Here is a 23,030-nt window from a genome sequence, read left to right on the forward strand (position 1 = left end):
TTAGATCTGTGACCAATAGGGCTTATGTTAGCCCCTAACTCATTTCAAGTTAACGTAAAAATATTGAGTTAGCCACAAGTTTGTCACAAAGATTTTAGCTATTGATAACAAAGTTTCATTCATTTGTTTGAAACATGCGTTTATCACTTCGGCGACTCTAGAAGTGGCGGGCATTCTCGCCAAGAGGAAAAAGAGACTCATGTTGGAATATCAAGCAGCAAAAGATTTACTCAAGGGCAAGACGATTTTAGTCACAGGTGCTGGTGCTGGCATAGGCCGAACCGCCGCCATTGAGTTTGCAAAACACGGCGCCACTGTGATTTTACTTGGTAAAACAGTGAAAAAATTGGAAGCAGTTTACGACGTAATAGAACAAGCCGGTTATCCCAAACCTGCCATAGTGCCATTGGATCTTAAGGGCGCAACGGAACAAAATTATCGCGATATGGCCGATACCATAGCCGAGCAATTCGATCATTTAGACGGCTTATTACATAACGCTAGCTTACTCGGTGCCTTAGGTCCGTTTGAACACATAGATATTACATCACTCGAAGACGTGCTCAAAGTGAACGTCACGGCCCAAGTCATGCTAACTAAAGCATTACTACCTGTGATGCGCCAAGCACCCAGTGCATCTATTATCTTTACGTCGAGCAGTGTGGGTCGTCAAGGCCGCGCCTATTGGGGACCTTATGCTTTCTCTAAATTTGCCACCGAAGGCATGATGCAAGTTCTCGCCCATGAATGCGATGGCACCTCAGTTCGAGTTAACAGCATCAATCCAGGAGCTACCCGCACTGAGATGCGCGCTAAAGCCTACCCTGCAGAGAATCCACTGGATCTCAAAACCGCTGAAGAGATCATGCCGACCTATCTATATTTGATGGGTCAAGATTCTAGTGCCGTCAACGGACAGCAGTTTAACGCACAGTAATCGAATCGCTTATTGAGTTTCTGCCGGTATGATTCAGCAATATTAAAGGGCCTATTTATGGCTCTTTATTATTTTAGATATTCTCAAAATGAAACCCAGAACTTGTCGATGATATTAAGTACGACAAAGATAGCGCACCGCCAATCTTAGCTTAACTGAATTTTTGCAAAATAAATCATCGTTTTAGCTTTGGCGACTCTGTTTGATTCATCAAGCGAATTTTGCGTATCCAGCTGTGAGTCAGCTAACTCATGGCTGGAGTAATAACTTACCCACAACTCATTTCCATCAATAACAACGCCCGCATAACTAGTATCGCCCTTCGATGGCAGTGTCAGTAGTTCTTGAACCACGCCAGTATCTGGATGAATTTCAACTAAAGCCGTGCGAACTTGCTCATCGTATAAACGCACTACAGCCAACAAACGGGATTGATACATTAACATCACTGGCCCACCAATGCGCTTATCGAGTTCTTGCCATTGCCAATCAGTGAATGGCATTTGACTGCGGCCGAGTAAACCGACAAATTCTGGGCCCCATACGGGATCGCGCCTCAATAGACAAAAGCCGTTTTCTTGATGAAAAACAATGGCAGTTTCGTTGACATAACCTTGATTATTAAACACCTTTAACCAAGTCTCAAACTGCACCCCATCATCACTTTTATACAAGCGAGTATCGCCATCAGGCCCAGCGCGATAACCCACGCCATAGAGTGCATTTTGATGCTCGGTTAAGCGCCATAACCAATAGCCTTTATCAGCGACTTTTAACGCATCCGACCACGCTAGCCCATTGGCTGAGCGCCAAAGATGTGATTGTAAACCAGACTTATCGTGTAAAGTCCCGCCGCCGAGTAAGAGTAATTCTCCTTGATACTCAATCAGTTTGCCATCGCGTAAATCCGCCTCATCCGAACGGATCAGCGCCACGCTCTGCCAAGTGTCGCCTAAATCCGCTGAGCGTAGAATTCGTAGCGCACCATCGGGTGACACATGGGCTGTCCCTTCACGGAAAACGCAAAACAGTGCCCCCTGAAACGTGATTAAATCGGTAAACGCATTATGGGCAGCGTGTTCCCAAATCCGTTTCACTGAAATTAGCTTCATTCATTCACTCCTCAATCCAACTGAGACTTGTTATAACATAGCTGCAAATAACAGAAAGCAAAAAGGCCGCTTAGCGGCCTTTTTCATTGAGATAAAACAACTTAGCTGCGCTGACGCGATGGCTTAGGTTTTCCCGAACCGGTCACTTTATGCTTACGTACGGCGCGGCGAATTTTAGCACTCTTCACCTGAGCACGGGCTACGCTGTGTTTATCAGCGGCGAGCATAGTACGAGTTTCGGGCTCAAGACCTGCCAGCTTACGCAAGTAGTTAACTTGCTCTACGGGCAATTCAACCCAGCCACCGCGAGGCAGTGATTTTGGCAGTTCGACCATACCATAACGAATACGGATCAAACGGCTCACTTGCACTTCTTGGGATTCCCACAAACGGCGCACTTCACGGTTGCGACCTTCGCGTAAACACACATGCCACCACTGGTTCATGCCTTCGCCGCCCGCTGGTTTGATGCTATCAAACTGCGCAGGGCCGTCTTCTAACATGACGCCAGTACGTAAACGTTGCACTGTCGCCTCAGGGATTTCACCAAAGGTACGCACTGCGTATTCGCGGTCGACTTCGTTCGATGGATGCATTAAACGGTTCGCCAACTCACCATCTGACGTAAACAACAATAAGCCTGAGGTGTTAATGTCTAAACGACCAACCGCTACCCAGCGTGAATCACGCACTTTAGGTAAGCGATCGAATACCGTTGGACGGCCTTCAGGATCTTTACGACTACAAATTTCGCCTTCAGGTTTATGATATGCCAGCACACGGCAAATCACATCTTCGGCAGACTTTAACGAAATGGCTCTGCCATCGATACGCACTTTAGCATCAGCTTCAATACGATCCCCAAGGCTAGCAATTTCACCATCAATACTAACTCGGCCTGCAGCAATCCATGCCTCCATCTCACGACGGGAGCCATGGCCTGCACGGGCCAAGACTTTCTGCAATTTTTCACTCATTTAGTATTTTGCTCTTCTGACTGTTCTGGCGTTGATTTCAAACCTGAAAAAACCGCCTGCAATGACTCAGTATCCGACAACGGCGGTAAATCCGCTAAGGTATCTAAGCCAAAATATGCTAAAAATTCTAAGGTAGTGGCATATAACGCGGGTCGCCCCGGTACTTCTTTATGGCCAACTACTTTAATCCAATGTCTATCTGACAAACTTTTTATGATGTGGCTACTTATAGCCACACCGCGCACCTGTTCAATATCGCCGCGAGTCACAGGTTGACGATAAGCAATCACCGCCAAGGTTTCTAATGTCGCACGCGAATATTTAGGCGCCTTTTCTTGCCACAGGGGTTGCAAAAAAGGACTCAAGACTTCTAAGGTCTGGAAGCGATAACCCCCTGCGACTTTCACAAGTTGCACACCTCTGTCTTGATAATCCTGCTGCAGCTCATCCAATGCAGCTTTTATTTTGTCTCTAGAAACCGTGAAATCCACCAATACAGTGTCTTTCAACATTTTCGCCGACAAGGGTTTCCCCAATACAAACAAACTCGCTTCAATAAGCTGTTTTAATTGAGTCGGATTTATCTGCATCAATTAATAGGCCTTAACGTAAATAGTTGAAAACGGCTCTGTTTGGTACAATTCGACCAATAATTCTTTGACTAATTCCATCAAAGCTAAGAAGGTGACTACCACGCCGGCACGGCCTTCTTCTATGGTAAATAAACGTTCAAATGCCGTAAAATCTTCCGAGTTCAACATGGCTAAAATCTGGCTCATGCGCTCACGGGTCGATAACTGTTCACGCTTAACATGATGATCTTCATAGGCATCGATACGTTTGAGTACATCACCAAAGGCGCGGGCAATTTCAAACAACGAAACTTCTGGCGGGATCATTAACGGCTTAATGTCAGGTGCTGCCACTGCTTTGGCTTGAAACACATCCCGCTCGAGCCGCGGCAAATCATCGAGTTTTTGCGACGCTTCTTTAATCACTTCATAGGCTTTCAACTGACGGATCAATTGAGCCCGAGGATCTTCCTCAACCTCATCTTCAGCCACCATACGCGGCAGCAGCAAACGGGATTTAATCTCGGCAAGCGTTGCCGCCATCACTAAGTAATCGGCGGCAAGTTCAATTCGAGCCTGAGTCAGCAACGTAATATATTCTAAATACTGCGCGGTGATTTGCTGAATGGGTAAATCGACAACGTCTAATTTTTGCTTACGGATCAAATATAAAAGCAAATCCAATGGCCCTTCAAAGGACTCGAGGAATACTTCTAATGCCTCCGGCGGAATAAACAAATCCAGCGGCATTTCGGTCATTGCCTGACCACGAATAACGGCTAAGGGTAAACTTTGTTGCGTGCCCTGCATCCGCTATCTTGCTCCGTTAACACTGCGCTATCCAACCTAGGCTAACGCCAAACGCGCGATTATACCTGTAAATCTACGACGATAAAACTGCCAAATGTTGACTACCACTATCCGAATCACTTACCCGCATCCATTAGCGATAAATCTAATGCGGCAGATTTAGAGGAACGGCGTGATATCACCCGCGCCTTCACGTAAAATCTCGGCGCCATCTTCAGACATATCAATCACAGTCGTTGGCTTTTCGCCTAAATAACCACCGTGGATAATCACATCCACTTGATGCTCGAGCAAATCACGAATTTGTTCAGGATCAGACTCGGCAAATTCTGCATTCGGCATCACTAAACTGGTCGACATCAGCGGCGCATCTAAGGCTTCAAGTAACGCCAGTGCGATCACATTGTCGGGCACACGAATACCTATGGTCTTTTTCTTGTCATTTTGTAAGCGACGCGGTACTTCTTTAGTCGCTTTGAAAATGAACGTATAAGGCCCAGGCGTGCAACTTTTTAGGATGCGATACGCCTGATTATCCACTTTAGCGTAAGTCGCAAGTTCGGATAAATCACGGCACATCAAGGAAAAGTTATGATCGTTCTCAATTTGACGAATTCTCGCCATCCGCGTCATCGCGTCTTTCTCACCAATCAAGCAGCCTAAGGCATAGCCCGAATCGGTGGGATAAACAATCACACCGCCGCTTTTCAATACGGCGACCGCCTGACTAATAAGCCGCGTTTGCGGATTTACTTCATGTACATAAAAAAACTGACTCATGGTCGTTCCATCCAAGATTCCGATTGCCAGACCCAATCAATACCTTGGGGCTGATACAGATTTTTACCTAATTCTATCCAACTGCTCGGAAAGTGAAAATCACTCCCTATCGATGCGAGCAACTGGTTTTGGACACTCAGCGCCACAAGATTGGCCCTGTCGTCTAACGTTTGCTGGCCAAGCACCACTTCCATGGCATCTCCACCCGCTTCTTTAAATTCACGCACTAAGCGCTTAAGCCACTTAGCCGATAACTTATAACCACTGGGATGCGCCAACACGGCTAATCCACCTGCGTTATGGATGATATCAATGGCACTGGCCATATCACCCCAATTATTAGGCACATAACCGGTTTTACCGCGGGCAAGATAGCGTTTAAAGACGCTGGGCATATCCACAGCATGACCATTTTCAGCCATCCAGCGAGCGTAATGTCCACGGCTCAATGCCGCATCACCCGCCAACGCCTTAGCACCTTCGTAGGCACCTTCAATGCCGGCTTTAGCTAATCTATGACCAATTTCTTGAGCCCGTAATTCACGTAATTCGCGCTGGTTTTCTAAAAATGCTAATAACGCTGGATTATCAGCATCGAAGTTAAGCGCCACTATGTGGATATCGTAACTGTTCCAGCGAGTAGAGATTTCCACGCCAGAAATCAATTTCAATGGAGTAGCTTGAGCCTGATTAAAGGCACGGGCTTCAGGTAAACCAGCCACTGTGTCGTGATCGGTAATGGCAAATAACTGCACCCCCTTTTCAAGGGCTCTTGCCACCAATTCAGACGGCGTTAACTGACCATCGGACGCGGTCGTGTGGCTGTGTAGATCAGCCAATATGCTTTGAGTATTCATGGCGCTATTGTACGCGAACTTGTTAACAAATGCGCTGTTATCTCGTATTTTGTGGCTGAGTAACATCAATTTTATGCATCATTGCAGCGAATAAATCGCAGGAAGTGAAAAATATTCAATTGACATTCAGCTCCAGCTAAGGTTTTCTATACACCAATTGACTGAATTAGCGAGACCCTTTTGAATGACACACATTAACGCTTCATTAAACATCATTTGGTGGTGGCACTTCCCAACGTAGCGGGTGGTGTGAAGCTCTGTGCTCATTTGAAAGTGGCCAGAATCAACAAGAAGCCCGCAGAAATGCGGGCTTTTTTGTTAGGTGCGAAAAATGTCGGCAGACTCGGGTAAAAAATTAAGAAAGCGAGATAACTCATGATGTTAAAGACATTTTATAAGGTAGCTGGAATATGAAGATGCCCAAACAGACATTCGCACGCTCAAGCACACTCAAGGCGGCATTAACCTACCACAGCGATCCACTACGCTTATATCAGCACATCACCCAAGATGCGCCCCATTCTATGTTGCTCGAATCGGCCGAAATCGACAGTAAAGATCACTTAAAAAGCATGGTAATGACCCATGCAGCCATGATGATCCGCTGTGACGGTTATCAGCTGACCTTCACCGCACTGACCGACAATGGCGCGAGCTTACTTGCTCCCATCGCGCTCTTTTTCAGTACTGCTGTCAATGTGGCCCGTGATAACTTGACCTTAGTGGTGACACTGCAAAAAGACACTCAGCTGCAGGATGAAGATGCACGATTAAAATCGACCTCGCCACTCGATGGTCTGCGGATGTTTATCCAGCAGATTGATTGTGGCGCCCATACTGACAGCCAGACCAAGCCCGCCTTTGAGGATCTGTTTTTAGGTGGCGTGCTGGCCTACGACTTGATTGATACCGTCGAACCGCTGCCAGCCGTACCGAACCGCGATAACGATTGCCCTGATTACCTATTTTACCTCGCTGAAACCTTAATCCTTATCGATCATAAACTTAAACAAGCCGACATCATTACCCATAACTTCAGTCACGATTCAGCTCAATATGCCGCCATCACCGCAACGCTAAGTGAGCGGGTACAAAGTTTAACTGCAGAGTGTAAAACCCTCGGTAATTCACCTGCCGATATACCGACACTGGTCGCCATCGACGCAACTGAGCAAGTCAATATTTCCGATGAGGTGTTCAAACAAACCATTATCGATTTGAAAGAACACATTATTGCGGGCGATATTTTCCAAGTAGTGCCATCCCGTAGCTTTAGTTTGCCTTGCCCGAATACTTTAGGGGCTTATCGTGCCCTGCGCCTGACGAACCCTAGCCCTTACATGTTTTATTTCAGAGGCCAAGATTTCACGCTTTTTGGTGCCTCACCAGAAAGTGCGCTCAAATTTGATGCCAGTAGTAATCAGGTGGAAGTCTACCCGATTGCTGGCACCCGTAAACGCGGTAAAACCGCCACGGGCGAGATTGATTTTGACTTAGACAGCCGTATTGAACTTGAACTGCGTTTAGATAAAAAAGAACTGTCGGAACACTTAATGCTGGTCGATTTAGCTCGCAACGATATCGCACGCATCAGCCAAAGCGGCAGCCGCAAAGTCGCCGAACTATTAAAAGTTGACCGTTATTCCCATGTGATGCACCTCGTCAGCCGTGTAACGGGTCAACTGCGTCAAGATTTAGATGCCCTGCATGCTTATCAGGCCTGTATGAATATGGGCACATTAGTGGGCGCACCAAAAGTACGTGCATCACAACTGGTACGCCAAGCAGAAAAAGCCCGCCGCGGCAGCTATGGCGGCGCCGTGGGTTACCTTAATGCCCTTGGTGACATGGACACTTGCATCGTGATCCGCTCCGCCTTTGTTAAAAATGGCACCGCCTTTATTCAAGCGGGCGCTGGCGTGGTATTTGATTCTGATCCCCAAAGCGAGGCAGATGAAACCCGTCAAAAAGCCCAAGCCGTGATTTCGGCCATCAAGATGGGCGCTGGACTGCTAGTAACTGAATCACCAGTGAATGAGTCGTCAACTCAATCCACTTCAGCACAATTCTCTTCAGTGCAATATAAATAGGAGCCAAACATGAAACTCTATCTACTCGATAACTTTGACTCCTTTACTTATAACCTAGTGGATCAATTTCGCAGCCTTGGCTGTGAAGTGGTGATTTACCGCAACGATGTTGCCGCCGATTATATCGCTGAAAAACTGCTTAACGAACAAGAGCCTGCAGCCCTCGTGTTATCACCAGGACCAGGTGCGCCCCATGAGGCAGGTTCTATGATGGCACTTATCGCCAAAGTTGCGGGTAAGGTACCTATGCTGGGTATCTGCCTTGGGCATCAAGCCATGGTGGAATATTACGGCGGCACAGTGGCGCGCGCACCTTTTGTGGTACACGGCAAGGCAAGTCCGACTTTCCATGACGGTACTGGCGTATTTGCCGGTTTGCCTTCTCCCCTGCCCGTTGCCCGTTATCACAGTCTCGTCGCCACTCAAGTACCGAATTGCTTGCAAGTGATCGCAACCACTGACGCTATGCCTATGGCGATTTTGCACCCTGAGCATAAAGCCGTTGGGTTTCAGTTCCACCCAGAATCAATTCTGACGACGTTGGGCAGCACACTGCTCATTCAAACCTTGGCATTTCTAACCCAAGACATTACAGCAGGAGTAAATGCATGAGTACAAACAATATTCAGCCTTTACTCGACCTTTTATACCAAGGTAAGAGTTTAAGTCGCGAGCACACCTTTGAGATTTTTAGCGCGTTAATTCGCGGTGAAATGAGTGAAGCCACTATGGCTGGCATGTTAGTCGCGCTCAAGATGCGCGGCGAAACCATTGATGAAATCAGCGGCGCCGCCGATGCGATGCGCGCCGCCGCCAAGACGTTTCCCTACTCAAATGGCGATAACCTTAGCAATGGAATCGTTGACATAGTTGGCACGGGTGGCGATGGCTTTAATACCATTAATATTTCCACCACTGCGGCCTTTGTTGCCGCGGCGGCGGGCGCCAAGGTCGCCAAACACGGAAATCGTAGCGTGTCGAGTAAATCGGGTTCATCGGATCTTTTGGCGCAGTTTGGCATTGACTTAACCATGTCACCAGACACCGCCAGTCGTTGCCTCGACGCATTGAACCTGTGCTTTTTATTTGCGCCCCACTACCACGGCGGAGTAAAACATGCGGGGCCAGTCAGGCAAGCACTGAAAACGCGCACCTTATTCAATGTGTTAGGGCCACTTATCAATCCTGCCCGCCCCGAATTTATGTTACTTGGCGTTTATAGCCCTGAGTTAGTCTTACCGATAGCGAAAGTATTAAAGGCGCTTGGCACAAAACGCGCTATGGTAGTGCACGGCAGTGGTTTAGATGAAGTCGCGCTGCACGGCAACACCCAAGTGGCCGAATTAAAAGACGGCGACATCATAGAGTATCAACTCACGCCCGCCGATTTAGGTGTGCCTTTAGCACAAATCAGTGACTTAGAAGGCGGCGAACCCGCGCAGAATGCCTTGATCACCGAGGCAATTTTAAAAGGTTACGGCACAGATGCGCATGCCAATGCGGTCGCCATTAATGCAGGTTGTGCTTTATATGTGTGTGGGATTGCTGATTCAGTGAAAACAGGAACCTTACTTGCGCTCAGTACCATACAAAGCGGTAAAGCCTTTGAATTGTTAAGCCAATTAGCTAAAGTCAGCAGTGAAACAAAGGAATAAGTGGCAATGACTCAAGAACTGATAACAAATAGCCAAGATATGAGAACTCAGCCACAGGCAGAAACAAACCCTATGCCAAAAAGTAATGTGTTAACCCGTATAGTCGATACCAAAGCGGCCCATATTGCCGCCCTGAAGCTGCGTTTCCCCGAGGCAAGCTTGTCGCCAAAAATCTCTGACCGCAGTTTATTTGCCGCACTCAAGGCGCCCAAGGCGGGTTACATTTTTGAATGTAAAAAAGCCAGCCCCTCTAAAGGGCTTATCCGCGATGTTTTTGATGTAGAAGCCATTGCCGATATTTACGGAAAATATGCGGCGGGCATTTCAGTATTAACCGACGAGCAGTTTTTCCAAGGGGATATGGACTATATCCCTAAGGTACGCGCTCGGGTGAACCTACCTATTCTGTGCAAAGATTTTTTTGTCGATGAATACCAAATTAAACTCGCCGCCCACCAAGGCGCCGATGCCATTCTGTTAATGCTGTCCGTACTCGATGATGCACAATATCACCGCCTAGCGAAAGAAGCCGCTAAGTATCAACTCGATGTGCTGACTGAAGTCAGTAACGAAGAAGAACTTAAACGCGCCATCGCATTAGATGCGCCGATTATTGGGATCAATAACCGTAACTTAAGGGATTTAAGTACCGATCTCGCCACCACAGAAACGCTAGCGCCACACATTGGCAGCGACCGCGTGGTGATCAGCGAATCAGGCATCTACAACAATGAGCAAGTACGCCGCCTGAGTCCACTGGTTGATGGTTTCCTCGTCGGTAGTTCGATAATGGCCGAGGCTGATATCGACTTAGCCTGCCGTAAATTGATCTTCGGTCACAATAAAGTCTGCGGCCTCACCCGCATGGAAGATATTCGCGCCGCAGCAACGGCAGGCGCCGTCTACGCCGGGCTGATTTTTGCAGAAAAATCCCCGCGCGCGTTAACCCTTAACGCCGCTGAACAATTGCTCAGGGAATATCGCGCATCCGCGGCTCCCGCCATTGAATTCGTCGGTGTGTTTGTTAATGCCGCGCCAAGCACCATTACGGATACCGCAGCCAGTTTGCAGTTATCTGCCGTACAGCTGCATGGCACTGAAACTGAACTTGAAATCGCACAACTCGCAGAGCGACTTGAGCAAGCGGGACTCACTACTCAAATTTGGAAAGCCGTCAGCGTCGATGCGCAAACGGGTGAGCTTGGTAACTTACCTCAGGGAGCATCGCGATATCTCTTTGATAGTAAAACGGCAGACCAATTTGGCGGCTCGGGCCAAGCCTTTAATTGGCAAAGCATTGATGCGAAATCCCTCTGCCCACAAAAAGCCCATGCCATGTTGGCGGGCGGACTCAACGCCGACAATGCGGCCAGTGCCAATGCCCAAGGATTTTACGGTTTAGATTTTAATTCTGGCCTAGAAACCGCCGCAGGAATTAAATCGGCGCAACTGATCCAAACGGCTTTTACCCATTTACGTCTCTAGCCTATCGCGCTAAGCAAGAAGCCCTAGATGCAGTTGGTGCTCGACAAGCGTGATGCTCGACAAAAATATGAACCTATTAATGCCAGTGGCCAAATAGATAACGATACGGTTAACCCCAAGATGCTGTTAGCACCATCAAGCCACTGACAAACTGATTGATAAGATAAGGAAAAAGGTATGTCAAAGTTAAAGCTTAACCCTTATTTCGGCGAATACGGCGGCATGTATGTGCCACAGATTTTAGTGCCAGCCCTTAAGCAATTAGAAACTGCCTTTGTGGAAGCACAGGAAGATGAAGACTTTAAAGCCGAGTTTACCGATTTATTGAAAAACTATGCGGGTCGCCCAACAGCACTCACCTTAACTCGCAATTTAAGCCCAAATCCTATGGTGAAAATCTACCTTAAACGGGAAGATTTACTCCACGGCGGCGCCCATAAAACCAACCAAGTGTTAGGCCAAGCCCTCCTTGCTAAGCGCATGGGTAAAAAGGAAATTATTGCTGAAACCGGCGCAGGACAACACGGTGTTGCCACCGCCCTTGCCTGCGCGCTGTTAGGCTTAAAATGTAAAGTCTATATGGGTGCCAAAGACGTTGCGCGCCAATCACCTAACGTATTTAGAATGCGTTTGATGGGTGCGGAAGTGATCCCTGTCACCTCAGGTTCTGCCACCCTAAAAGATGCCTGTAACGAGGCGATGCGCGACTGGTCTGGCAGCTACGAAAAGGCCCACTATCTTCTGGGCACCGCTGCGGGGCCACATCCGTTCCCAACCATAGTGCGTGAATTCCAACGCATTATTGGCGAAGAAACCAAGAAACAAATGCTGGAACGTGAAGGTCGCCTGCCCGATGCCGTTATCGCTTGTGTTGGCGGCGGTTCCAACGCTATCGGTATGTTTGCTGACTTTATCGACGAGCCAAGTGTCGAACTGATTGGCGTCGAACCTGCGGGTAAAGGCATAGACACGCCAATGCACGGCGCGCCGCTTAAACACGGTAAGACAGGTATTTTCTTCGGCATGAAAGCGCCTTTGATGCAAGACTGCGAAGGGCAAATCGAAGAATCTTACTCGATTTCAGCCGGATTGGACTTCCCCTCCGTTGGCCCGCAGCACGCGCATCTTAATGCCACAGGCCGCGCCCGTTATGAATCGGCTACCGACGATGAAGCCTTAGAAGCCTTCCAACAACTGGCGCGCTGTGAAGGGATTATCCCCGCATTGGAATCGGCGCATGCTATCGCCTATGCCGTCAAAATGGCGCGCGAGTGCACCAAAGAAACCATTTTAGTGGTCAATCTTTCCGGTCGTGGCGACAAAGATATTTTCACCGTTTCTGACATTTTGAATGGTAAAGAGGAATAATAAACATGAGTGACACGTCTACCAACACTGGCCGTTACCAAGCCACCTTTGCCAGACTCAACGCCGAAGGCCGTGGCGCTTTTGTCCCCTTCGTCACCCTTGGTGATCCTAGCCCTGAGTTATCGCTAAAAATTATCGATACATTAGTGCAAAACGGTGCCGATGCCTTAGAACTGGGCTTTCCGTTTTCCGATCCCTTGGCCGATGGCCCTGTGATCCAAGGCGCTAACCTGCGTTCTTTAGCCGCTGGCACGACTCCAACGGCGTGTTTTGAATTACTGGCGCAAGTGCGTGCAAAATACCCAGAACTACCAATCGGTTTGCTGCTGTATGCGAACTTGGTGTTTGCTAACGGCATAGATGCGTTTTACGCCAAAGCGCAGCAAGCGGGTGTGGATTCAGTACTTATCGCCGATGTGCCAGTGGAAGAATCAGCGCCCTTTAGCGAAGCCGCTAAAGCCCATGGTATTGCGCCGATTTTTATCGCGCCGCCCAATGCTGACAGTGAAACCCTGGAGCAAGTGAGTAAAAGTGGTGAAGGTTACACCTATCTCTTATCCCGCGCAGGAGTCACAGGCACAGACACGAAAGCTGGCGTGCCGGTAGAGGAAATTTTATCTAAATTAAAAACCTTTAACGCCCCACCACCGCTCCTCGGTTTTGGTATTGCCGAGCCTTCACAGGTAAGCGCCGCCATCAAAGCGGGCGCTGCAGGGGCAATTTCTGGCTCTGCCGTCGTGAAAATCATCGAAACCCACCAGCACGATGAAGCTAAGCTACTGGCGACACTTGGCGATTTTACTCGCGCTATGAAGGCTGCAACCTAAGCGAGTCTTGATTTAACTAATCCAATATAAATCAAGAATTCAATTACAAATAAAATAAGTGAGGTAGACTCATCGCCTCGCTTATTTTGTTTATATTTACCAAGCTCTATGTTTATTCAGCCTTTATCTCCCTCAAACATAATCTATCAAGGCAATACTGACACTCACCCAGTACTACACTGACAGCGTATTTATTTAGTCACAGTTCCTCGATAGAATGCCCTATCGAAGAAAAACGGACTTTTTATGCAGTATCGGATCTATATTCTCGAATTAACGCCTTGGGGCTGTGGTTTTGAAGGTGAAGTTGCAGGTAAATGCGATAATGGTGCGCCAATTTGGTTTTACTACCAAGGTAGCGATCAGCAGGCCGAAATTCGCTTTCCGGTTAACCAATGGGTCACAGTTGAATTGCTTGGCCGATTAGCAAGTGCCAGTCTTCAAGCTGATATGATTAAACAAACGCCACACCAGCATCTGAAATTCCCGCTGCATAACTGTCACTTTGAAGCTTCAGGACAAATCATCGACATCAGCCAAACACCCGAAGATACAATTTACCTGTTGCAATCAAACCTACCGCTCCCCTTTGATAATGAACTTGGGAAATCCCCTATCTCGCTAGGCCATTGGGTCAATGTAACAGGCGAGCTTTGGGTAACAAATTGGATGAATTGAGTCGATAAAAAAAGGTATAGTGCTAGCCTGTAACAAATCATTCGCCTGATACATATCCATTAGAGGATCCGATGACCATTTCTAAATCTTTACCCGATGACAAACCTCGTACTTTTTTTGGGACACCCAAATTACCGGCAAAGTATGCCACTGTGGTGATGCCATTTTTTCTCTCTATTCTCATGAGTTGTATCGTTTCTGGGATCAGCACTTTCAATGGCGTTGGCGCTTCACCGCAATTTCTCGAACTCTGGCTCGGCGCTTGGCTGATCTCATGGGTTGTCGCCTTTCCGACACTGCTGATGGTGTTACCTTTGGTGCGTAAAATCACAGCTCATTTTGTCGATTTACGCTAGTTTTACGACTTAATCTTCCGATTTAACTATTTTATTTCAAAGCCGTTTTAGGACGGCTTTATCTTGAACTCCTTCTCTTATGCGTACAGCGACTAAAAATTACATCGATAATTGCTCGATCTGTTACCCTGCCCATATTCACTTAAACTAAAACAGTACGACCTACACCATACCAATCGTATTAAATCAAAGCGCTCATTGAGCCTCCTGTCCACGCTTTACAATGGATTTACACTGACCGTTTAGCGGCACCTATGTTTATTGTATAAGGATGACATGACTCCCACCTAAATCAATTTTCCTCTGCTCTCGAACCAACTCAAGCATTAATGTAACCCACTGTATTTATATCTTTTATAAAAATAGAGCTCGTAAAACCCTAAATGATATATCCCCAAAACGCTGCCTAATTATCACCCCTTTATCATTTACTTATTTGTACCATTAACCGTATCCGCCCCCCTTATTTATCAGTTAAAAGTATTAACCTACAGCCCACCCAAATGAGAATGGTTTGCATTTGAATATTTTCACATGCTAATTTACCTACCGTTGTCGGGACAGAGACAGCAGGAAATGGCCTAAGGACTGAGCTAAAAATAGCGAGTTGAACAACACAAGATAAATAGCCAAACAGTCTATTTTGATAACCGCATTCACTTTGGTTTGCGTCCTTAGGTAACTGATTACTGGATCGGCAACGCGCAGCAGCATGTTGCCAAGGAGGCGTAAGTGAGTACACAGCAAAGGGAAATGGATCGCGAAATCTTTGATCTACTTGGTATAGGCATTGGCCCATTCAATCTTGGCCTCGCCGCCTTATCAGAACCTATTGACGGCTTTAACTGCTTATTTTTAGATGCTAAAACCAGTTTTGACTGGCATCCAGGCATGCTACTCAAATCCTCAAGACTGCAAACCCCCTTTATGTCGGATCTGGTGACTATGGCCGATCCCACCAGCCGCTACAGTTACCTTAATTTTGCCAAGCAAACGGGCAGACTTTATCCCTTTTATATTCGTGAGAATTTCTTTTTACCTCGCCACGAATACAACTTGTATTGCCAATGGGTGAGCCAACAACTCAGCAACCTTAAATTTGGTTTTAAGGTCACTCAAGTGGATTACAACGCAGGTGAAAGTATTTATCGAGTTACAGGTTTTGATAGGCGCAGTGGTAAAACCCATACCTATCAATGCCGAAAGCTAGTGCTAGGCACTGGCACTGAACCTTATCTACCAAAAGACTGCCCAATCCAAGATGCACGGGTCATGCATACCGCCAGCTATATGCAGCAAAAAACCTACCTGCAGAGTCAGAGTGCCATCACTGTAATTGGCAGTGGCCAAAGTGCGGCTGAAGTGTTTTACGATCTACTGCAAGATATTGATACCTATGGTTATCAACTCAATTGGATGACACGCTCAGCGCGTTTTTATCCCTTGGAATATACCAAGCTTACTTTAGAGATGACCTCGCCAGATTATGTCGATTACTTCCACGAGTTGACCCCTAATCAAAGATGCTCACTGATCGCCAGCCAGAAACAGCTCTACAAAGGGATAAATTCTGAGCTGATAAACGACATTTACGATTTGTTATATCAAAAGCGCCTATTGGCCGATTTTCAATGCCGACTGATGACGAATGCGGCGCTGACTCATATCGAGCCCCAAGCCAATATGCTCAAGTTGCATTTCCACCACAATGAAAAAAATCACACCTTTGAGCAAGAAACGGGCGCCGTCATTTTAGGCACAGGTTACCACTATCGTTTACCCGAGTTTATCAGTGGTATTAAACAACAAGTCGAATTCGATGACGCCGGACAACTTAGCGTGCAGCGTGATTACAGCATAGATATTCGAGGGGATATTTTTGTCCAGAATGTCGGTTTGCATACCCATGGGATAAGCTCTCCAGATCTGGGTATGGGCTGTTATCGCAACGGCACCATCTTAAAAGCCGTGCTCGGTTATGCACCCTACCACATTGAGGAACATATCGCGTTTCAAACCTTCGATCCGGCCAAACTTGCTAGTCATCAGCCCTGCGGCGCCAATGCAATTAACACGCTGGATCTTAATCCAAGACATTTTCCTAAGGCGCCGCACAGAAAAACTCAAGTTGATGCGCCACAAACTATCCCTCCAACCAAGATTCCAAGTTCTGGCGCAAGTTCAACCGTGAGTTCAGGCGCGGGAACCAATATGCCGGTCTTAATGGCGCCGAACCAGGAGGCATAATAATGGCAAGCCAATTTAGCAACCATTGTTTAACGCAACTATGTTTAACGCAACTATCCGCTATTTCGAGCATTAATGGTTTCCAATTCAGAGCGTTAGACCTTACACAAGACATTCCAACACTACAGTCTTGGTTTAACCAAGATTACGCCAAGTTTTGGGGTATGCAGGGCTTGAACCTTGATGCCATAAAAAATCTGTTAGCAACTACAGAGCACAAGTTTGCCTTGATAGGTGAATGGCAGGCCAAAGCGCTATTTATGGTGGAACTCTACGATCCCGTCCACGATGAAGTCGGTCAGCACTATCGTGTTGCGCCGGGTGATTGTGGTATGCATCTGATTATCGCGCCGCCAGATGGCAAACCCGTCAGCGGCTTATCCTTAAAGGTGATGGATGCGATAGCGCAGCTCGTGCTTGAAAAACTGACCTTTAATCGCCTGGTGGTTGAACCCGATCAACTCAATAGCAAAATTCATCGCTTAAATAGCTTGATAGGCATTCGCTATGAAAAAGCGATTCAATTAAGCACTAAAGCTGCTTTCCTCGGGTTTTGCACTGCGGCCCAGCGCCTTCAACCATCGAGCACGCCCTCTTTGACGAGCCTAGCCCAAACAACCTCAACCCTGCCAAGCTCAGCTCAGTCAACGTCTGCTCTGCCAAACTTAGCAGAACAATACTTAGCAAGCCCAACACTAGCAAAGCCAAGCTCGCACGCGGCATCTGCAACCTCTCCCATGACATTATCGACTCTTTAGGTGAATTAGATGAACTTACCCACAAAAGCCTTATTAATGAAACCATTGCCAACGCAAGATCATCATGACCAAGCAGTACATGCTCAGCAAAGCTCGGCGCTGTCGACAACATCGACTTCTATGCCAGAGCATTTAACCCCCGCCTATTGGCAAGCGGCTAATCGTCATTTAGTGAAGAAAATCCTCTGCGAATTCACCCACGAGAAGCTCATTACGCCGACCCTATACGGGCAAAAAGCGGGGCTAAATCACTATGAACTCAGGCTCAAAGACAGCACTTATTATTTTAGTGCGCGGCACTATCAGCTAGATCATCTCGCGATTGATGCCGATACCATCCGCGTTTCACTTGCAGGCAAAGAACAAACCCTCGATGCGATGTCGCTGATTATTTCCCTTAAAAATGACTTAGGGATCAGCGAAACCTTACTACCAACCTATTTAGAAGAAATCACCAGCACCCTTTACAGTAAGGCATACAAGTTAGCGCATCAGGCGATCCCCGCCGCCACGCTGGCGCGAGCCGATTATCAGAGCATAGAAGCGGGTATGACAGAAGGCCATCCGGTGTTTATTGCCAATAATGGCCGGATTGGTTTTGATATGCAGGATTACCGTCAATTTGCCCCTGAAAGCGCGATGCCGATGCAGTTAGTCTGGCTTGGAGTCCGCAAAAACAAAACCACGTTTGCCGCCCTCGAAAACTTGAGTCACGACGCGTTACTCAAGGAGGAGCTTGGCCAACAGTTCACTGACTTCCAACAACGTCTAAAAACGCAGCAGCATGATCCACAGGACTTCTACTTTATGCCAGTGCACCCTTGGCAGTGGCGTGAAAAAATCGCCCGCGTCTTTGCCGGCGACATAGCTCGTGGCGATCTGGTTTATCTTGGTGAAGGCAATGAGCAATACCAAGTGCAGCAATCGATACGCACTTTCTTCAATCTTTCATCGCCACAAAAGTGCTATGTCAAAACCGCGCTTTCCATCTTAAATATGGGCTTTATGCGCGGCCTGTCGCCCCTTTACATGAGCTGCACACCGCAAATAAATGCATGGGTGGCGAACTTGGTAGAGAGCGACCCTTACTTTACTCAGCAAGGGTTTGTGATCCTGAAGGAAATTGCCGCCATAGGTTATCACCACACCTATTACGAACAAGCACTCACCCAAGATAGCGCCTACAAAAAAATGCTTTCTGCCCTGTGGCGCGAAAGCCCACTGCCACACATTGATCCTAAGCAAAATCTGATGACCATGGCTGCGCTACTGCATACGGATCATGAAGATAAGGCCCTTATTGCAGCCTTGATAGCCGCCTCAGGCTTACCAGCAAAGGATTGGGTCAGTCGCTACTTAAACCTGTATTTATCGCCGCTGTTACATGCCTTTTTCGCCTACGATCTGGTCTTTATGCCCCATGGTGAAAACCTGATCTTAGTACTCGATGAATATGTGCCAGTCAAGATTTTGATGAAAGACATAGGCGAAGAAGTCGCGGTACTCAATGGCGCGAAGCCGCTACCTGATGATGTAAAACGCCTTGCGGTGAGCCTTGAAGAAGAGATGAAGCTTAACTACATCTTACTGGATATTTTTGACTGTATTTTCCGCTATTTAGCACCGCTGCTCGATGAGCAAACCAGTGTCAGTGAAAGCCAATTCTGGGAGTTAGTGGCGGACAATGTACGTGATTACCAAGCCCAGCATCCACATTTGGCCGACAAGTTTGCCCAATACGATCTGTTTAAGGACAGCTTTGTACGCACGTGCCTCAATCGTATCCAATTGAATAATAACCAACAAATGATAGACCTCGCCGACAGGGAGAAAAACCTGCGTTTCGCCGGCGGCATCGACAATCCCTTGGCGGCCTTTAGACAGAGCCATGCCTTTAAGCGCCCTATGCTTAGCAGCGCTGAGCAAAGGACACGTTAACACACCACAAAGTGGATAACCCCGAAACTTTAGCATGGGCCAATGTTGGCCCAGCTTGTTTAACCCCCAACCTAAACGGAATTAAAGATCAACATTATGAAGACTTTTCCTCTCTCCAACATCGCACTCGTCTGTCGGCAAGCCCTCGTTAACCCGAAGCTATTGCTGTGCTCAGCCATGTTAGCCATGTTAGCCACGGTTCCCTATGCCACAGCTGACACTGTCGATGCGGATAGTAAAACTAAAAAGCACCAGAAAGAAATTGAAGTCATCAATGTCATTGGCGCTAAGGATTTACACGACAACCGTTATAAAACCCAAGCGATGAACACGGCAACTGGGCTCGATTTATCCTATCTAGAAACGCCGCAGTCGGTCACTTCTATCACCCGCCAAATGATGAATGATCAGCAGCTTAATAGCGTGATTGATGCCATGACCAGCGTTGCGGGGATCAATGCCCGCCCAATGGATAACGACAGATACAGTATTAGTGCCCGCGGCATTGCCGTGACCAGCATTTTGTACGATGGCGTGCCAACCACCTACGATACCCGCTTCAACTATGGGGATAATCTGATCGACACCGCCATCTACGAGCGAGTAGAAGTGGTACGCGGCGCGACTGGCCTCATGACGGGAGCCGGTAATCCCTCGGCGGCCATTAACCTTATCCGTAAACGCCCGACTCAAGAGTTTATGGGCAACACATCCCTAAGTGTGGGCTCATGGAATAATGTGCGCGGTATGGTCGATGTTTCCAGCGGCTTAAATGATTCGGGTTCTGTGCGCGGTCGCGTGGTAGCCGCCTATCAGGATAAAGATTCATTCCAAGACAGGTACGAGCAGCAGCGCACTACGCTATACGGCATAGTCGAAACCGATATTGGTGATAACACCTTATTCACCCTTGGTGTCGATTACCAAGATGCTACGCCGAGCGGCACTATGTCGGGCGGTTTACCGCTATTTTACAGCGATGGCAGTCGCACTAATTATGATCGTGCCACTTCAACGGCGCCCGATTGGGGCTCGGCGCATACCCAAGGCCTCAACACCTTTGCGAGTCTCGAACACAGATTAGATAACGGTTGGAACCTAAAAGGGACTTACACCTACGGCGACAACTCATTGGAGTTCGATGTACTATGGGCCATGGGCTATCCCGATCCTGTAACCAATGTCGGCGCAAAGGCTGGGTCTATCGCCTATGTCGACGGCAGTCGCACCCAACACAATGTGGATTTGCGCGCCGAAGGACAATACCAACTCTTTGGATTAGAACATCAATTGATGTTTGGCTGGAATGGCCAACGCCAAGAGTTCGCCAATCCCTATTATTACCCCACGGCTGCAGTACCGCTTTTAGGGGATTTTCGCGATCCGAACTTCCAATATCCAAAACCTCAATGGAAGGAAACTTATACCACGGGTTCATTTGGCGAAACCAAACAGAGTGCAGCCTATGTAGCAACTCAGCTTAATCTCAGCGACGCGTTAGCTGTCCTCGTCGGATTACGCCTCAATGAGTGGGAAACCGACCAAGATAACTTTGGCAGCCGCTACGATTTTAGCATCAACAACGAACTCACTACTTACTTCGGCCTCACCTACGCCCTGACCGATCAATATTCGCTCTATGCCAGTTATACGGATATTTTTGCACCACAAACTAAGCAAAAAATCGATAAAAGCTATCTAGATCCGGTCAAAGGGAAAAACTACGAAGGCGGAATTAAGGCGAGTTTATTCGATGAGGCTTTAGATATGTCGCTGTCGGTGTTTGAGATCAAGCAAGACAACATAGGCATAGACACTCGCACACTCATTCCTGGCACCACCACTCCTATCTACAAAGAAGTCGATGGCACTAACACTCGGGGTTTCGAATTTGAATCGACGGGTAAAATCACTGATGACTGGAATGTTTACTTAGGCTACACCCAGTTCACCACCGAAGATCCTAAGGGCAAACGCATCAATACCACGTCACCACGTCAGCAGTTAAAACTCTTCACCACTTATACCTTTGGTGGTGATTGGCATAAATTGCAAATTGGTGCAGGGGTTAACTGGCAGAGCCGCGTCTACCAAGATGCCGATAAACCTGTAGGCAATGGTATAGACACAATTAAAGTCGAAGTAGAGCAAGGCTCTTACGCGCTAGCGAGTCTAATGGCGAGTTACGCCTTCACAGAGCAACTTAAGCTCAGCGCAAACCTGCACAACGCCTTAGATAAAAGCTACTACAGCCAAGTCGGTCAATACAGCCAATTCCAATACGGTACGCCGCGAAGTGCCAGCTTAACCTTAGACTATCGCTTCTAAGTCAGATTTATATTGAGATCGTTCAAAAAACCTTGTGAGCCCAAATCTTGGGCTCGCAAGGTAATCATTTACATGGACTTATCGATAACCGCGGCAATCAATCACAGCCATTAAGGAGTCACTATGGCAAGCCAACGGAGAGACACCAGACTGCAAACATTGTGCGATACAGCGCCAAGCCACAACGCGTTGAATCAAACTATTTTGTCACTCAATCAGCTGTTACATCAACGGGCCCCCTTCTATGGCGAACACCTTAGCGCAACGCAGTCCCCTACTGGGCTCAGTTTTAATGAATGGAGCTGCGCCGATACTTATCAAAAACTCATTGCACGTTTTGCCATCGCACACCCTAGCGCAGAAACTCAGAGTGAAACTGAAGCTATAACTGAAGATGAAACCGAAACTGATAAAACAACTGCAAACAGCCGAGCGCACGCTTTCGCCAGTAAAAGTGCTACGGCCAGTAGAAAAGACACTCGCAAAGCGCTGCATTCACTTTGGGGTCAATGGTATTTTGGCCTTTTAGTTCCGCCTGTGATGGAGTGGATTTTTAACGCAAAAAAAGCCGATTTCGAGCCTATTCACTGGCAGCCACAGTCCGTTTTTATGCAGATACACGCAAGTGGCCGAGTGGCAAAATTTGAATTTAAAATAACAAAGCAACAGCCAAATACCGCTTTAACCTTTAAAAAATACCACGGCATCGAGCCACTTTCCCAAATAAACACTAAGCCAAGTTTCAAGACAGACACTAAGGTACACTCGCCATTAACCCCATATAAGCTGCCAGTTGATAAAGAACTCGCCCTACAAGGCCTTATCTTAAACTTACTGCAACCGAGTGTTGAGCGCCTACTCACTTTGAGCCCCGTGCCCGCTAAATTATATTGGAGTCACTTAGGCTATCTGATCCACTGGTATCTAGGAGAGTTGGGATTATCTCAGCAACAAAGTCAGCAACTTAAGCAAGCTCTGTTTCGCCGAACGACCTTTTTTGATGGCACCCAAAATCCACTGTATAACAGCATCAATTTGATTGTTGAACCCAAAGAAGACAGCACAAACATCCAATGCATTCGCCGTACTTGCTGCCTAAGGTATCAACTCGCCAACACCGGCCAATGCCACGATTGCCCACTACTAAGTCGCCCTAACGCTAAGACAAACGCCGCCAAACAAGCACAAGTCTAACTTGCCCATTAAACCCATTTAATGGGCAAGATCGCAATCCTAGGCCCATGGTGCTTTTGCC

The 23,030-nt window shown here is 47.4% G+C and carries 20 protein-coding genes and 1 other annotated feature; of the genes, 14 read left to right on the forward strand and 6 right to left on the reverse strand.

Translation table 11 applies throughout. The features are described from left to right. Positions 1–199: 199 nt before the first annotated feature. Positions 200–937 (forward strand): YciK family oxidoreductase, encoded by a 738-nt coding sequence (locus L5L98_RS05025; protein ID WP_263139030.1) that lies wholly within the window; start codon positions 200–202, stop codon positions 935–937. Between the two features lie 146 nt (positions 938–1,083). On the opposite strand, the gene L5L98_RS05030 is transcribed toward L5L98_RS05025, so the two are convergent. The 6 genes from L5L98_RS05030 to rnm all read right to left on the reverse strand — a co-directional run bounded on the left by L5L98_RS05030 (position 1,084) and on the right by rnm (position 6,045). Beyond that, positions 1,084–2,049, reverse strand: coding sequence for a hypothetical protein (locus L5L98_RS05030; protein WP_028760990.1), 966 nt, complete (start codon positions 2,047–2,049; stop codon positions 1,084–1,086). Positions 2,050–2,150: 101 nt separating this feature from the next. Beyond that, positions 2,151–3,026, reverse strand: a complete 876-nt coding sequence (rluB, locus tag L5L98_RS05035) for a 23S rRNA pseudouridine(2605) synthase RluB (RefSeq protein ID WP_028760991.1) — start codon at positions 3,024–3,026, stop codon at positions 2,151–2,153. Then, complete coding sequence (gene scpB / locus L5L98_RS05040) at positions 3,023–3,616, reverse strand: SMC-Scp complex subunit ScpB (RefSeq protein ID WP_263139034.1); 594 nt, start codon at positions 3,614–3,616, stop codon at positions 3,023–3,025. The genes rluB and scpB overlap by 4 nt, the downstream gene beginning before the upstream one ends. Before the next feature lie 3 nt (positions 3,617–3,619). Then, on the reverse strand, positions 3,620–4,408 hold the full coding sequence (locus L5L98_RS05045) for a segregation and condensation protein A (RefSeq protein WP_263139035.1): 789 nt from the start codon (positions 4,406–4,408) through the stop codon (positions 3,620–3,622). A gap of 159 nt (positions 4,409–4,567) precedes the next feature. Beyond that, a complete protein-coding gene (locus L5L98_RS05050) occupies positions 4,568–5,188 on the reverse strand; it encodes an L-threonylcarbamoyladenylate synthase (RefSeq protein ID WP_028760994.1) in 621 nt (206 codons plus the stop codon). Next, entirely contained in the window at positions 5,185–6,045 is an 861-nt protein-coding gene (gene rnm, locus L5L98_RS05055; RefSeq protein WP_113940744.1) for an RNase RNM, read from the reverse strand. Before rnm ends, L5L98_RS05050 begins: the two co-directional genes overlap by 4 nt. A 211-nt stretch (positions 6,046–6,256) precedes the next feature. Beyond that, positions 6,257–6,364: a sequence feature (Trp leader region), on the forward strand. Between the two features lie 97 nt (positions 6,365–6,461). Between rnm and L5L98_RS05060 the strand changes: the two genes are divergently transcribed. The 13 genes from L5L98_RS05060 to fhuF all read left to right on the forward strand — a co-directional run bounded on the left by L5L98_RS05060 (position 6,462) and on the right by fhuF (position 22,969). Then, complete coding sequence (locus tag L5L98_RS05060; RefSeq protein WP_263139039.1) at positions 6,462–8,135, forward strand: anthranilate synthase component 1; 1,674 nt, start codon at positions 6,462–6,464, stop codon at positions 8,133–8,135. A 9-nt stretch (positions 8,136–8,144) separates the two neighbouring features. After that, complete coding sequence (locus L5L98_RS05065; RefSeq protein ID WP_263139041.1) at positions 8,145–8,747, forward strand: aminodeoxychorismate/anthranilate synthase component II; 603 nt, start codon at positions 8,145–8,147, stop codon at positions 8,745–8,747. Beyond that, positions 8,744–9,790, forward strand: coding sequence for an anthranilate phosphoribosyltransferase (gene trpD, locus L5L98_RS05070; RefSeq protein ID WP_263139042.1), 1,047 nt, complete (start codon positions 8,744–8,746; stop codon positions 9,788–9,790). The genes L5L98_RS05065 and trpD overlap by 4 nt, the downstream gene beginning before the upstream one ends. A 6-nt stretch (positions 9,791–9,796) precedes the next feature. Continuing rightward, on the forward strand, positions 9,797–11,275 hold the full coding sequence (trpCF, locus tag L5L98_RS05075) for a bifunctional indole-3-glycerol-phosphate synthase TrpC/phosphoribosylanthranilate isomerase TrpF (RefSeq protein WP_263139044.1): 1,479 nt from the start codon (positions 9,797–9,799) through the stop codon (positions 11,273–11,275). A 177-nt stretch (positions 11,276–11,452) separates the two neighbouring features. Next, positions 11,453–12,643: a tryptophan synthase subunit beta gene (trpB, locus tag L5L98_RS05080; RefSeq protein ID WP_263139046.1), complete on the forward strand. Its 1,191-nt coding sequence runs from the start codon at positions 11,453–11,455 to the stop codon at positions 12,641–12,643. Positions 12,644–12,648: 5 nt separating this feature from the next. Next, the gene (gene trpA / locus L5L98_RS05085; protein WP_263139047.1) at positions 12,649–13,470 is read left to right on the forward strand and encodes a tryptophan synthase subunit alpha; all 822 of its coding nucleotides are present in this window, start codon (positions 12,649–12,651) and stop codon (positions 13,468–13,470) included. Positions 13,471–13,716: 246 nt separating this feature from the next. Then, the gene (locus tag L5L98_RS05090) at positions 13,717–14,148 is read left to right on the forward strand and encodes a glycerate kinase (RefSeq protein ID WP_105252115.1); all 432 of its coding nucleotides are present in this window, start codon (positions 13,717–13,719) and stop codon (positions 14,146–14,148) included. 71 nt (positions 14,149–14,219) lie between these two features. Then, positions 14,220–14,504: a DUF2798 domain-containing protein gene (locus L5L98_RS05095; RefSeq protein WP_263139049.1), complete on the forward strand. Its 285-nt coding sequence runs from the start codon at positions 14,220–14,222 to the stop codon at positions 14,502–14,504. 732 nt (positions 14,505–15,236) lie between these two features. Continuing rightward, positions 15,237–16,751, forward strand: coding sequence for a lysine N(6)-hydroxylase/L-ornithine N(5)-oxygenase family protein (locus L5L98_RS05100; RefSeq protein ID WP_173496381.1), 1,515 nt, complete (start codon positions 15,237–15,239; stop codon positions 16,749–16,751). A 2-nt stretch (positions 16,752–16,753) separates the two neighbouring features. Then, entirely contained in the window at positions 16,754–17,509 is a 756-nt protein-coding gene (locus tag L5L98_RS05105; protein ID WP_263139051.1) for a GNAT family N-acetyltransferase, read from the forward strand. A gap of 9 nt (positions 17,510–17,518) precedes the next feature. Then, a complete protein-coding gene (locus tag L5L98_RS05110) occupies positions 17,519–19,447 on the forward strand; it encodes an IucA/IucC family protein (protein WP_263139052.1) in 1,929 nt (642 codons plus the stop codon). Positions 19,448–19,543: 96 nt separating this feature from the next. Beyond that, on the forward strand, positions 19,544–21,775 hold the full coding sequence (locus L5L98_RS05115) for a TonB-dependent siderophore receptor (protein ID WP_263139055.1): 2,232 nt from the start codon (positions 19,544–19,546) through the stop codon (positions 21,773–21,775). A 123-nt stretch (positions 21,776–21,898) separates the two neighbouring features. Beyond that, positions 21,899–22,969 (forward strand): siderophore-iron reductase FhuF, encoded by a 1,071-nt coding sequence (fhuF, locus tag L5L98_RS05120; RefSeq protein WP_263139057.1) that lies wholly within the window; start codon positions 21,899–21,901, stop codon positions 22,967–22,969. Positions 22,970–23,030: the final 61 nt, after the last annotated feature.

The organism is Shewanella sp. SM23, from assembly GCF_025654295.1.
Lineage (GTDB): Bacteria > Pseudomonadota > Gammaproteobacteria > Enterobacterales > Shewanellaceae > Shewanella > Shewanella oncorhynchi.